Raw genomic sequence first — 11,756 nt, 5'->3', positions numbered from 1 at the left:
TCTGCCTTACGAGCGCGTCAGACGGCGCTCTACGCCGGTCCACAATTGCGCGAATTCATGCGCGGCCGGAGAGCGGCTGGCGAACGCGCCCAGAGGCTTGCGCTTCGATGTCATCTGCTCGACGGCGCTTGCCATGGGAATGACGGGCCAGTCGGGCTGACTTTCCAGCGCTGCGCGATGCAGGGCACGGCGGCGATCCACCATGGAATAGACGGGCAGGATAGGCGGATGACCGCCACCACGCTGCACCAGATAGCGCGCGACTTCGCCCAAGGCGCGTTGCGACAGCGGGGAAGGGATGACGGGGACGATCACCAGATCGGCGGCGCGCAGCACCTGTTCGCTGGTCTCGGTAAGGCCCGGCGGACAATCGAGGATGATCCGGTCATACGCTTTACCGAGCCCGTCGATTAGTCGCGCCAGCCGTTTTTTCTTGCCCAGTTCGAAAAACAGGCGATCCAGACCGCGTAGCGAGGTGTCGGCAGCGATCAGGTCGATGCCCGGCACGGTCGACGGCCGGATCAGGGTTTCGATATCGACGTCCTTGCTGAAGATCGCGGTGGCTTCGTCGCGTCCGGTCTGATCGCCGGAAATCAGCCATGTCGCCGCTGCCTGCGGGTCCAGATCCCAGAGCAATGTGCGCCGTTTGGAGATGGCGGCAGACGCCCATGCCAGATTGATGGCAAAGGTCGTCTTTCCCACGCCACCTTTCAGGCTGTAGATTGCGATCGTCGCCAAATCGGTGTTCCTGACCATGATGCAAGGCTAAACCCCCACACCCTTCCGTGGCAAGGCATAGATCATGCACTTACGACGGTTTTGCGACAGAATTGCTGCGCCGCAGCATATTCGTCCCAATTCAGAGCAAGTCGTGGACCTTTTCCTGCGGGCGGCAGAGCGCAACGCCCTTGTCGGTGCGGACGAGAGGGCGTTCGATAAGGATCGGTTCTGCAGCCATCGCAGCGAGCACCGTTTCGGCGTCGGCTTCGGGCAAGCCACGCTCGACCGCATCGGTGCCGCGCAGGCGCAGCCCTTGCTGCGGCGTCATCCCGGCATCGCGGTATAGCGCGCGCAAGGTGTCGACCGACGGCGGGGTCTTGAGATATTCGACGACGGTCACGTCGACGCCCGGTGTTTCCTCAAGAATAGCCAGCGTCTTGCGCGAGGTGCCGCAGGCGGGGTTGTGGTAGATGGTGGCTTTCATTCCGCGCCTTCCCGCGCCAGCCACTCCTCCAGCCACTTTATCGTATATGCGCCGTCCTGAAATTCCGGGTCGCGCAGCAGCGCCTGGTGGAGAGGGATCGTGGTCTTCATCCCTTCGATCACATATTCTTCCAGCGCACGTTTAAGACGCATGATCGCGCCTTCACGGGTGCGGCCGTAGACGATCAGCTTGCCGATCATGGAATCGTAGTAGGGTGGCACCTTATAGCCTTGATACAGGCCGCTATCGACGCGGACGTGCATGCCGCCGGGAACATGATAGCGGGTGACGGTGCCGGGTGAGGGGACGAAGGTCTGAGGATCTTCGGCGTTGATGCGGCATTCGATGGCGTGGCCGGAAAAGACGAGGTCTTTCTGTTCCACCGACAGCGGGCGACCTTCGGCAATGCGGATCTGTTCGCGGACGAGATCGACGCCGGTGATCATTTCCGTGACCGGATGCTCGACCTGAAGGCGGGTGTTCATTTCGATGAAATAGAATTCGCCGTCTTCGTACAGAAACTCGATAGTGCCTGCGCCGCGATAGCCCATGTCGGCCATTGCCTTGCTGACGATGCCGCCCATGCGGTCGCGCTCTGCGGGTGAAATAACAGGCGAGGGGGCTTCTTCGAGCACCTTTTGGTGGCGGCGTTGCAGCGAGCAGTCGCGTTCGCCCAGATGGATGGCGTTGCCTTTGCCGTCGCCGAATATCTGAAATTCGATATGGCGGGGATTGCCGAGATATTTTTCCAGATAGACGGTCGCGTCGCCGAAAGCGGCTTTGGCTTCGGAGCCTGCCTGCTGCATCTGGGTTTCGAGTTCGTTGGGGCTTTCCACGATCTTCATGCCGCGCCCGCCGCCGCCGGAGGCTGCCTTGATGATGACGGGATAGCCGATTTCTGCGGCGATCCGCTTGGCATCCACGATCTCGCTGATCGCGCCGTCGGAACCGGGGACGAGCGGCAGGCCCAGAGCGCCTGCGGTGCGCTTGGCCTCGACCTTGTCACCCATGGTGCGGATATGTTCGGGCTTGGGACCGATGAAGGCGATGCCGTGTGCTTCGACGATTTCGGCGAACTGCGCGTTTTCCGAAAGGAAGCCGTAGCCCGGATGAATGGCGTCCGCGCCGGAAATTTCGGCGGCGGAGATGATGTTGGGAATATTGAGATAGCTGTCGCGCGCGGCGGGCGGGCCGATGCAGATTGCTTCATCGGCAAGGCGCACGTGCATCGCGTCCGCATCGGCGGTGGAATGCACGGCGACTGTCTTGATACCCATTTCATGCGCGGCGCGATGGATACGCAACGCGATTTCGCCGCGATTGGCGATCAGGATCTTCTCGATGCTCATGGCTGGCGGATTATTCGACAATGACGAGCGGCTGGTCGAATTCGACCGGCTGGCCATTTTCCACCAGCACGGCCTTCACCGTACCGGCCGTGGGCGCGAGGATGGGGTTCATGACCTTCATCGCTTCGACGATCAGCAGCGTGTCGCCTGCCTTCACCTGTGCGCCCACGCTGATGAAGTTGGCAGCTTCGGGATTGCCCGCCAGATAGGCGGTGCCGACCATCGGCGATTTGACGGCATTGGCATTGGCCGTGGAAAGGGTGGCTGCGGGCGCATCTGCAAGTGCGGCGGCGGCAGTCGGTGCAGCGGCGACGGGTGCCTGCTGCACATATTGCGGCGCGGCGTTGATCGCTGCGGCCTTGCGCGCGACGCGGATCTTGCGATCGCCGTCCTCGACCTCGATTTCGGTCAGATTGGTATCGTCGAGCATTTCAGCCAGCGCGCGCACCAGTGCGACATCGACCTGCATACCCGTTTCGCTTTTGTCGTTCATGAATGACCCTCTTTGGGATTTTTAGCCAGTTGTTGGCCCTGCGCCTATTGCGGTTCGCCGCGAAGCGCAACCTTTTGGGCGCTTAGAGTTCGAGTGCGGCTTCCAGTGCGAGACTGTAAGACAGCGCACCAAAGCCCGCAATCGTGCCCTTTGCGACCATGCCGACATAGCTTTTGTGGCGGAAAGGTTCGCGGGCGTGGGGGTTGGACAAGTGCACCTCGATCACCGGGACCGTTATGCTCTTTATCGCGTCGTGCAGCGCGACCGAGGTGTGGGTCAGGCCGCCGGGGTTCAGGATCACGGCATGGGCGCCCTGCGCATTGGCTTCGTGCAGCCAGTCGATCAGATGGCCTTCATGATTGGATTGCAGAAATTCGATCTCGACATGGGCGCGGCTGGCGACGTCCTCCAGCCGTTCGGCGATATCGTCCAGCGTATCGTAACCGTAGATTTCCGGCTCGCGGGTGCCGAGCAAATTGAGGTTCGGGCCGTTCAGAACGAAGATCTTCCTGCTGTCCGTCATGCCCACGCTTTCCCTATTCTTGGCCTATTACCGGTTGCGGGGACCATGTGGCGATCCCTATATGCCGCCTGAAGCACTTTCCCCGCGGACGGTGTAGCGCCTCGTGTCGCGGGAAGTCGAGACACGTTTTGCCTCATACTATATGCAAGGACAGGCCATTGAGCGTCGACGGCACCATTTCCCTCCATGTAAACGGCGAGCATCGCCGCATCCGGCAAGGCATGACGCTGGCCGATCTGGCCAACGAACTGGGCCTCAATCCGGAAAAGGTCGCGGTCGAGCGCAATCTGGAAGTCGTGCCGCGCTCCACGCTGGCGGACGTGCTGGTCGAGGATGGCGATGAGCTGGAGATCGTGCATTTCGTGGGCGGTGGCGACCATGCGACCGTCAAGGACGATAGCTGGACTGTCGCAGGGCGGACCTTCCGTTCGCGGCTGATCGTCGGCACGGGCAAGTATAAGGATTTCGCGCAGAACGCTGCGGCGCTGGAAGCATCGGGCGCGGAGATCGTGACAGTCGCGGTGCGGCGCGTCAACGTGTCGGACCCCAAGGCGCCGATGCTGACGGACTTCATCGATCCCAAGAAAGTAACGTATCTGCCCAATACCGCCGGGTGCTTTACTGGCGACGACGCAGTGCGGACATTGCGATTGGCGCGCGAAGCGGGCGGTTGGGATCTGGTGAAGCTGGAAGTGCTGGGCGAAGCGCGGACGCTGTACCCCGACATGTATGAAACGCTGCGCGCGACCGAAGTGCTGGCCAAGGAAGGCTTCAAGCCGATGGTGTATTGCGTGGACGATCCAATTGCCGCCAAGCGCCTGGAAAATGCAGGCGCGGTGGCAATCATGCCGCTGGGCGCGCCGATCGGGTCGGGGCTGGGCATCCAGAATCGCGTGACGATCCGGTTGATCGTGGAAGGCACGTCGTTGCCGGTGCTGGTCGATGCAGGCGTCGGCACGGCATCGGACGCAGCGGTCGCGATGGAACTAGGGTGCACCGGCGTGCTGATGAATACAGCTATTGCCGAGGCGCGCGATCCGATACTGATGGCAGGCGCGATGAAGTCGGCGGTCGAAGCCGGACGGATGGCGTACATGGCGGGCCGTATGGGGCGCCGCATGTATGCCGATCCGTCCAGTCCGTTGGCAGGATTGATCTAAATCCCAAAGCGTGCGGTGATGCGGATGTCGCGTCCGGGCAACGGCGCGTAGTCCTTCAGGAAGCTCGCGTGGCGGCGGGCTTCGACATCGAAGATGTTGTTTGCCGACAACACGATGCTTGTTTGCGGCTGGCTGGCGAACGGCTTGAACGCGAGCGAAGCGTTGATCAGTGTGAAACCGTTGGTGTCGGTTTCGGTGGCCGCCGTGCGGTTCTGCGCAAAGCTGTGCTCGATCTCGGCGCGTCCCGTCAGGCGGTCGCTGGCCATTTCCAGACCGCCCAGCAAGCGGAACGGGGGTATGCGGGGGGCGGGGCCGGAGCCTACGACCGTGGCATGGACATAATCCGCGCCGCCATCGAAGTTCAGCGCATAATTGCCGACTTGCGCCAGCTTGACGGTCGCTTCGGCTTCCAGTCCGTAATAGCGGGCCTTGGCCTGATTGTTCTGGAAGCAGGGGAAGTCGAGCGGTGCGCCGCCGTTGACGGCCTGACATACGCTGTCGTCAACGATGCTGTCGTAAATGTAGCCATCGAACCAGTTATGATAGCCCGATAGCGACACCGTGTAGCCCGGTCCCTGACCGCGCAGCGTGCCTTCGATCCCCCAACTGCTTTCCTTGCCGAAGCCCGGATTGCCCAGTTCGAAAGCCTGCGTGCCGGCGTGATTTCCGCGTGCGAACAATTCTTCCGCCGATGGCGCGCGCTGGCTGCGGGAGAGATTGAGGCCGAGACGCCAGCCGGGAATGATTTCATGGCTCGCGCCGAGCGACCCTGACAGCGCGTTGAAGCTGCGGTCGTAGGCGGGGTTGTCGAGATCGGGATCGGCGACAGCGCGCAATATCGTGTGTTCGAACCGCGCGCCGGCCTCGATGCGGGTATGCCCCAGATCGAGCGACTGGAGCGTGAAGACCCCGAATTGCTGCGTTTCGTTCTTGGGCAGGAATTTCTCCTCGCCCACGACATTGAAATCACGGATGAACATCTGCGCGCCGAATGCACCGTCCCAACCGCCGCGCTTGGCCTGTACGAACTCAAGACGGGATTCGAGCGACTGGTTGTAGAATGTGGTGCCGACCGCGCCGGTATCCTCGATTTCCTGATGCTGATAATCTGCAAATCCTGCGCGTAGGCGGATGCTGTCGAGAAAACCGCCGCCGGTGGACACTTCGCCGCGGAGGTCAGCACGGGTTTGCTTCATGTGCAGGCGGACCTGTTCGGCTTCGCCATCGGGATCCAGCGGGTAGCGGACCGGGACGCCGTAGAAATTGTCGATATGGTTGACTGAAAAGCCCAGATTGCCGCCCTCAGTGATCAGCGCAGCGCCGCCCGCCACTTCCCAGCTTTCCGCGGCGCTGTTGGGGAGTTTGCCGCGAAGGTTGGCGAGGTCCGCGATTTCCGGGTCGCTGCTGGCAGCGGCCTGTTTGCGCAAGTCGGAGGACAGGATGTAGCTGCCGGTGTCGAGATTGCCGGTCTTGTTATACGTGCCGTCGAAGTGGACGACGAACTTGTCGCCCAGCGGAACCTCGACCTTGCCCGAAACCGTGCGCTCATTGGCGGCGGTGCCATAGGTGGCTATGCCGTCGATGTGGATCGGTTCGTCCGGGATACGGCGGGGAATGCGGCTGTCGATGACGTTGACGACGCCACCGATGGCCGACGATCCGTAGAGCAGCGCGGCGGGGCCACGCAGCACTTCGATGCGTTCGGCGGTCAGCGGATTGATCGCGACGGCGTGGTCGACGGAGGTGTTGGACACGTCGAAGCTGCCGATGCCGTCAGTCAGGATGCGAACGCGCTCTCCCTGAAAGCCGCGCAATACGGGGCGCGAAGCGTTGGGGCCGAAGGACGTCGCCGAGACGCCGGGTTGCCGGGATAATGTTTCGCCGATGGTGGTTCGCAAGCTGCGGGTCAACTCCTCGCCCGTAACTACGGAAGTGCCGGACAATATGTCGCCCTGACGGCGGGGGATGAGAGCGGTGACGACGATATCGGAGGGGCGGGCGTCATGATAATTGCCCTGGCCGCTTGCATCGACCGGTGCCTGATCGGGTTGCTGGGCATAGGCCGCGGGAATTACGAAAAGGGCGGAGCTGGCAAACAGAAGCGAACGCATCATCTGGGGGCAATCTCGACTATCGGAGGAATAATGCTGTTGCCTAACGCATAATGATACAACATATCAAGTGATACTGTGTAACATTTGTGCGATGCAGCGTTTTGTTCAACGGATGGTCGCGAAAAAACCTCTAACTATCGCTACCTGAACAAATATTCAGAAAGCGCGGAGACGATATGATCGTCTTGCGGTGCGGTACGGACTGCCTGTCGGACGTCGATGGCGGGCAGCGGGAAGGCTAGGGGCAGTCTACGGATGCCGTCCATCCGAGCAAAATCGCGCGCGAGAGGGCCAAAAGCGGCGAAATAGCCCCGTCCTTCCCTGACGGCCAACATGATGTCGAACAGATTGTCGGTTTCCAGAACGGGATCGATACGCTCTATATGCGCGAGTGATAGCGCTTCGTCGATCAACGGGCGCAGGCTATTGTCTGGCACCAGCATGATAGGCGCGATGCCGTGGAGATCCTCCGCCATTACGCTTTCAAGCGCGGAGAGGGGGTGGGCGTCGCCGATATAGATAGAAAGCTGCTCGCTCCACGCATAACGCGATGGCCAGCCTTCCGGCGCACCCAAGGCATAGAAATACGCGATATCGATTCTGCCAGCGATCAAACGGGGAATAGCCTGGGCAGCGTTATGGGTGTCCAAATCCAGCGAAATGACCACATCTGCGTTTGTCTGCTCGAACGCAGTCAGCGCATCCTGAAAATGGCTGAATATGGCGGGGTGGGCGGCTACCGTTATAGTCTGGCGCGCGGACGTTTCGACGACGGGTGCGTCTGACCGGTCCCTCGATTGTACGTTGGCAATGATTGCGGATGGCGTAGGCGCCGGGGCTGGGGTCGGGGCGCGCGTATCCTGCCAATTCTCCGGTGCTGTTTCCGACAGCATCTGCATGGCTTCGACGGTCTTGCGCCCCGCCTCCGTCAGCGTCGCGATACCCCCCGTGCGATCGAACAGTCGATGACCCAGCCGCGTTTCGAGCGCGTCGATTTCCCGCTCTACGTCCGACGGCAGCAGGTCGAGATCCCGCGCGCAATCGGCGACGCTGCCGGACGCAATCATCTGCGCGAAAATATCGAGCTGGCGCAGGGTGGGCGTTATCATTGCACGACATTAGGGGAAAAGCCGCAATGGGTTAAGCGGATTGTAAGCAAATGCGCGCGCGGTACGGGCAATGTCGTGTTAAAAACGGCCACCAAGACTGCAAAATCAGACCGGCGAAGCAATAAATCGCATGAAGTGTAGCGTTTTGGGCGTTCTGAAGGTGGACCTGCCCTTTGCATGGCGCTATGCCGCCTGTTCCATTACTACAGGAAAGAGCAAACATCATGAACAATAGCGATCTTGCAGACACCATTGCTGCCGCTCACGCGCTCAGCAAAACCGACGCGCGCAAGCTGGTCGACGGCGTGTTTGCCGCCATCGCCGATGCCGCTGCGAAGGGTGACGAAGTCTCGCTGAACGGCTTTGGCAAGTTCAAGGTGAAGGACACGCCTGCGCGCGAAGGCCGCAACCCTGCAACCGGCGCGACGATCCAGATCGCCGCTTCCAAGAAGCTGTCCTTCGCACCGGCCAAGGCCGTCAAGGACAAGCTGAACGGCTAATCCCTTTCGGGTTTACCGCGTACTCAGGAACGGGCGCTCCCTTGCATATAGGGCGCGCCCGTTTTTTGTTGGGTCGAGGTTGCGCCATCCCGTTCGAAGACGAATAACTGTGTCGCATCGCTAAATCACGGTTTGATCGCGGCGACAGATACGCTATCTGCTGACGTCATGCGCAATTCGATATCTCATTTTGTCCTTTCGGGCCTGACACTTGCTTTGAGTGGCGGTGCTGTTCCGGCGCTGGCGCAGGCCCCTGTTTCGATCCTGCCGCCGCAGATGTCGACGACCGTGCCACCGCCGGTCGTACCGACGGCACCGCTGCCCTTGCCCAAGCTCTCTTCGGCACAGACGGCGTTTCTGACCGAGTGGCTGGCGGGTGGTGCGGATCAGGGGCTGACCCAAGCGAAGGAGAAGGCTGCCGCGCCGAAGGGCGATGCTCTGGTACGGGCCGTGCTGGACCGCGCGAGCGCGCTGTATCGCGGGCGCGTCGACACTGCCGATTTTCTTGAGGTGTGGGCATTGCGTCCAGCCGCTTACGATCCCTTGCCCGGGCTGACCCAGGCTGCTCAGGCCGATCGGCTGGCACAGTGGACTGCCAGCCTGACACCGCGTTATGCGGGGTATGAAGCGCTGAAATCCGGCCTCGCAAAATACGAGGATATTCGCGACGCAGGCGGATGGCCTGTGTTGAGCGCGGAATCGACGCCGCAGGCGATCCGTGCGCGCTTGTCGATCGAAGACTCTTCGGTCACGCCGGACGAGCCGCTGACCGCCGCGATCCAGCGGGCACAGCGGCGCTATGGCCTCAATCCCGATGGCCGGATCGGCGGGCGGACGCTGGGCGAACTCAACGTGCCGGTGCGCGAGCGCATCGGATCGATCATGGCGAATATGGAGCGGTGGCGCTGGCTGCCGCGGTCGTTGCCCGTCAATCGTGTGCAAGTGAATATCGCCGCTGCGGTGCTGACGGTATTCGAAGGCGATGCGCCGGTGACATCCATGCGCGCTGTGACGGGCAGCCCGACCAACCAGACGCCGATGCTGACATCGAACATTCATTCCATCGTGGTCAATCCGCCCTGGAACGTGCCAAGCTCCATCGCCAAGCGCGAATTGTGGCCCAAGGGCCGCGCGGCGCTGGCACGGGAAGGCTACAAGATCGTCGGCACCCCCGAAACCGGCGAGCGCATCGTGCAGCCTGCTGGGCCCAACAGTGCGCTGGGTCGGTTGAAATTCGATTTCGACAATCCGTTCGCAGTGTATTTGCACGACACTCCCGCGCGCGCGAAGTTCGCAAGCTATGACCGATTGGCCAGCCATGGGTGCATCCGGCTGGAGAAGCCGGTGCCGCTCGCCGAATTGATGGTGCAGAGCGATCCCGCGCTGGCTGGACAGGTGCAGACCCTGATCGACAAGGGCAAGACGCAGCGCGTGCAATTGCCCAAGCAGGTCGCCGTCTATCTGCTGTACTGGACGGCTTTCGCCAGCAGCAACGGCACCATGAATTTCCGCGCCGATCCCTATGGCTGGGACAAGTTGCTGGCCGAAAAGATTGAATCCTCCAGCCGCCGCGCGGCGACCATAGCCATTGCATCGAAGGACTGACCCCATGCGTAAACTTGCTCTCATCGTTCTTGCCGGTGCGTTCGCGCTCAGCGCTTGCAACAGCAAGCCACCCGAAGAACCGCAGACGACCAACAACATGATGGAAGTGCCCGAGGAAGAGATCCCGGCCAACGAAGCCGAAACGCCGGTCGAAGTGCCCAACAACAGCGCGCCTGCAGTTGCGCCGCCGGTTGTCTCGCAGGATCAGCAGACGCTCGACGATGCGGACGCGACGGGCCTGACGGCGCGCCTGCCCGACGATTCTGTCGGTGTACCGACGAACCAGACACGCCAGACCGATTGAGTGGGTTCTTGGACCGTTAAGACATCGGCCCTATATTGGCAGTCATGAATCGTCGCGAATTCGCCAGATATGCTTTTGCCGGCGTCGGCTTTGCCGCGCTGTCGCCGTCCATGGCCGGTGCGGCCATCACGGAAGTGTTGAACGCTCTCCCGCCGCCAACCCCGCCGCCGTCGAAGGTTTTTCCGGCGGGGCTGGGTACGCGCTTCAGCCGTCAGTTGCTGGATCGTGCCAAGGCGGCCTTGGATGCGCATAAGGATGCGTTCGAACTGCGCGACCGCGTTGCGCTCGCCGATTTCAGCGAAGCATCCAAGGATTTGCGTTTCCATATCGTCGACCTGATCGGCGGTCAGACCAGTTCCTACCTCGTGGCGCATGGTCGTGGCTCCGATCCTGCACATTCGGGCTGGCTGCAGAGCTTCTCCAACGTCCCCGACTCTCTCGCCACCTCGGCTGGGACATACAAGACCGGCGAAATCTATCACGGGGTCCATGGGCAGGCGATGCGGTTGATCGGACTCGATCCGCTTAACAATAACGCCGAGATGCGCGCTATTGTGATCCACGGCGCGGATTACGTGACCGAGGAACATATCGCCAAATGGGGTAAGGTCGGGCGCAGCGAGGGCTGCCTTGCCTTGGCTCCGCATATGTTGCCGCAGGTGCTGGGCCTTCTGGGGCCGGGGCGGATGGTGTACGCGGATAAGGTTTAGGCGTGCGCGACGTTTTCGGCCTTCTCTTCCCTTCGAGTCTCCGTAAGTCGCAGCCTGATACGCCGACTATGTCCCGAGGACCGCAACGCACTTAGGGAATGGCTGGTGACGGCCCTCTTACGGTATTGCCATCCTGTATCGGACGTCCCGGCACCGCCTTCATGCCATCGCGGAAATCTCGACTATCAGGACGTCGGCCACGTCTTTATCCTGCGCGCGCGATGCGTTTGTCAGCAATGTTCGGAGCTGGGCGGCATTTACGGGCATCTGGGTCGAAACATAGAGACGGGAGAACTCGATTAGCTCCGCGACGAGTGCGGCGCGCAGCTTGGGCTCTCGTTCAGTTAGCCCTGCAAGAGCCACATCGCTGGCTGCCGACATCACCACCGACACGTGCAACGCCCCTTCGATACGATCGGAATTGATGATCGGCACTATGATCGGTTGCAAAGGGAGAAGCTTTGGCGGCGTTTCCCGCGCTACTGTTTCGCCAGCCGTGGCTGGAACAACTGACACAGCCAGGCTGGCTGCGGCAATCGATATAACAGCCTTTCTGATATTGATCTGCCCCCCGCTGAGTGGCCCAGAGACTATGATAGTCTGGACCACGAAGGGGACATTGAATGCCAAGCAAGAAGCACAAGCCGGAAGAGATCATCGGCAAGCTACGTGAAGTTGAGATCAT

13 protein-coding genes are annotated in these 11,756 nt (G+C 61.3%); 5 read left to right on the top strand and 8 right to left on the bottom strand.

Annotated features, from left to right (window positions below):
* Positions 1 to 6: 6 nt before the first annotated feature.
* The 5 genes from LQ220_RS15295 to aroQ all read right to left on the bottom strand — a co-directional run bounded on the left by LQ220_RS15295 (position 7) and on the right by aroQ (position 3,569).
* Positions 7 to 756, bottom strand: coding sequence for a ParA family protein (locus LQ220_RS15295; RefSeq protein WP_230189050.1), 750 nt, complete (start codon positions 754 to 756; stop codon positions 7 to 9).
* 103 nt (positions 757 to 859) lie between these two features.
* Positions 860 to 1,204 carry an arsenate reductase family protein gene (locus LQ220_RS15290; RefSeq protein ID WP_230189049.1) on the bottom strand — a complete coding sequence of 115 codons (345 nt, stop codon included), beginning with the start codon at positions 1,202 to 1,204 and terminating at the stop codon, positions 860 to 862.
* Positions 1,201 to 2,553, bottom strand: coding sequence for an acetyl-CoA carboxylase biotin carboxylase subunit (gene accC, locus LQ220_RS15285; protein WP_230189048.1), 1,353 nt, complete (start codon positions 2,551 to 2,553; stop codon positions 1,201 to 1,203). The genes LQ220_RS15290 and accC overlap by 4 nt, the downstream gene beginning before the upstream one ends.
* A 10-nt stretch (positions 2,554 to 2,563) precedes the next feature.
* On the bottom strand, positions 2,564 to 3,046 hold the full coding sequence (gene accB, locus LQ220_RS15280) for an acetyl-CoA carboxylase biotin carboxyl carrier protein (protein WP_230189047.1): 483 nt from the start codon (positions 3,044 to 3,046) through the stop codon (positions 2,564 to 2,566).
* Positions 3,047 to 3,128: 82 nt separating this feature from the next.
* On the bottom strand, positions 3,129 to 3,569 hold the full coding sequence (gene aroQ / locus LQ220_RS15275; protein WP_230189046.1) for a type II 3-dehydroquinate dehydratase: 441 nt from the start codon (positions 3,567 to 3,569) through the stop codon (positions 3,129 to 3,131).
* 158 nt (positions 3,570 to 3,727) lie between these two features.
* Between aroQ and thiS the strand changes: the two genes are divergently transcribed.
* Positions 3,728 to 4,729: a sulfur carrier protein ThiS gene (thiS, locus tag LQ220_RS15265; RefSeq protein WP_290369053.1), complete on the top strand. Its 1,002-nt coding sequence runs from the start codon at positions 3,728 to 3,730 to the stop codon at positions 4,727 to 4,729.
* On the opposite strand, the gene LQ220_RS15260 is transcribed toward thiS, so the two are convergent.
* Together LQ220_RS15260 and LQ220_RS15255 are read right to left on the bottom strand one after the other, a co-directional pair.
* Positions 4,726 to 6,843: a TonB-dependent receptor gene (locus LQ220_RS15260; RefSeq protein WP_230189045.1), complete on the bottom strand. Its 2,118-nt coding sequence runs from the start codon at positions 6,841 to 6,843 to the stop codon at positions 4,726 to 4,728. The two genes, thiS and LQ220_RS15260, sit on opposite strands and share 4 nt — an antisense overlap.
* A 140-nt stretch (positions 6,844 to 6,983) precedes the next feature.
* Positions 6,984 to 7,952 carry a LysR family transcriptional regulator gene (locus LQ220_RS15255; RefSeq protein WP_230189044.1) on the bottom strand — a complete coding sequence of 323 codons (969 nt, stop codon included), beginning with the start codon at positions 7,950 to 7,952 and terminating at the stop codon, positions 6,984 to 6,986.
* A gap of 224 nt (positions 7,953 to 8,176) precedes the next feature.
* On the opposite strand from LQ220_RS15255, the gene LQ220_RS15250 reads away from it, so the two are divergent.
* The 4 genes from LQ220_RS15250 (at position 8,177) to LQ220_RS15235 (ending at position 11,071) form a co-directional block, all read left to right on the top strand.
* Positions 8,177 to 8,452 (top strand): HU family DNA-binding protein, encoded by a 276-nt coding sequence (locus LQ220_RS15250; RefSeq protein WP_230189043.1) that lies wholly within the window; start codon positions 8,177 to 8,179, stop codon positions 8,450 to 8,452.
* Positions 8,453 to 8,728: 276 nt separating this feature from the next.
* Complete coding sequence (locus LQ220_RS15245) at positions 8,729 to 10,057, top strand: L,D-transpeptidase family protein (RefSeq protein ID WP_230189155.1); 1,329 nt, start codon at positions 8,729 to 8,731, stop codon at positions 10,055 to 10,057.
* 4 nt (positions 10,058 to 10,061) lie between these two features.
* On the top strand, positions 10,062 to 10,361 hold the full coding sequence (locus LQ220_RS15240; protein WP_230189042.1) for a hypothetical protein: 300 nt from the start codon (positions 10,062 to 10,064) through the stop codon (positions 10,359 to 10,361).
* 44 nt (positions 10,362 to 10,405) lie between these two features.
* Positions 10,406 to 11,071, top strand: coding sequence for a murein L,D-transpeptidase catalytic domain family protein (locus LQ220_RS15235; protein WP_230189041.1), 666 nt, complete (start codon positions 10,406 to 10,408; stop codon positions 11,069 to 11,071).
* 159 nt (positions 11,072 to 11,230) lie between these two features.
* Here LQ220_RS15235 and LQ220_RS15230 read toward each other — a convergent pair whose 3' ends face one another.
* Complete coding sequence (locus LQ220_RS15230) at positions 11,231 to 11,521, bottom strand: hypothetical protein (protein ID WP_230189040.1); 291 nt, start codon at positions 11,519 to 11,521, stop codon at positions 11,231 to 11,233.
* Positions 11,522 to 11,756 lie beyond the last annotated feature (235 nt).

This window comes from Sphingobium sp. CECT 9361 (assembly GCF_918741285.1).
GTDB lineage: Bacteria > Pseudomonadota > Alphaproteobacteria > Sphingomonadales > Sphingomonadaceae > Sphingobium.
Note: the sequence above shows the minus strand (reverse complement) of the source record. Positions and strands in the feature narration are given on the sequence as shown.

Bases quoted from the DNA above. Each gene is read 5' to 3' on its own strand.
- LQ220_RS15295 (WP_230189050.1), bottom strand. From the start codon at position 756: ATGGTCAGGAACACCGATTTGGCGACGATCGCAATCTACAGCCTGAAA.
- LQ220_RS15290 (WP_230189049.1), bottom strand. From the start codon at position 1,204: ATGAAAGCCACCATCTACCACAACCCCGCCTGCGGCACCTCGCGCAAG.
- accC (WP_230189048.1), bottom strand. From the start codon at position 2,553: ATGAGCATCGAGAAGATCCTGATCGCCAATCGCGGCGAAATCGCGTTG.
- accB (WP_230189047.1), bottom strand. From the start codon at position 3,046: ATGAACGACAAAAGCGAAACGGGTATGCAGGTCGATGTCGCACTGGTG.
- aroQ (WP_230189046.1), bottom strand. From the start codon at position 3,569: ATGACGGACAGCAGGAAGATCTTCGTTCTGAACGGCCCGAACCTCAAT.
- LQ220_RS15260 (WP_230189045.1), bottom strand. From the start codon at position 6,843: ATGATGCGTTCGCTTCTGTTTGCCAGCTCCGCCCTTTTCGTAATTCCC.
- LQ220_RS15255 (WP_230189044.1), bottom strand. From the start codon at position 7,952: ATGATAACGCCCACCCTGCGCCAGCTCGATATTTTCGCGCAGATGATT.
- LQ220_RS15250 (WP_230189043.1), top strand. From the start codon at position 8,177: ATGAACAATAGCGATCTTGCAGACACCATTGCTGCCGCTCACGCGCTC.
- LQ220_RS15245 (WP_230189155.1), top strand. From the start codon at position 8,729: ATGTCGACGACCGTGCCACCGCCGGTCGTACCGACGGCACCGCTGCCC.
- LQ220_RS15240 (WP_230189042.1), top strand. From the start codon at position 10,062: ATGCGTAAACTTGCTCTCATCGTTCTTGCCGGTGCGTTCGCGCTCAGC.
- LQ220_RS15235 (WP_230189041.1), top strand. From the start codon at position 10,406: ATGAATCGTCGCGAATTCGCCAGATATGCTTTTGCCGGCGTCGGCTTT.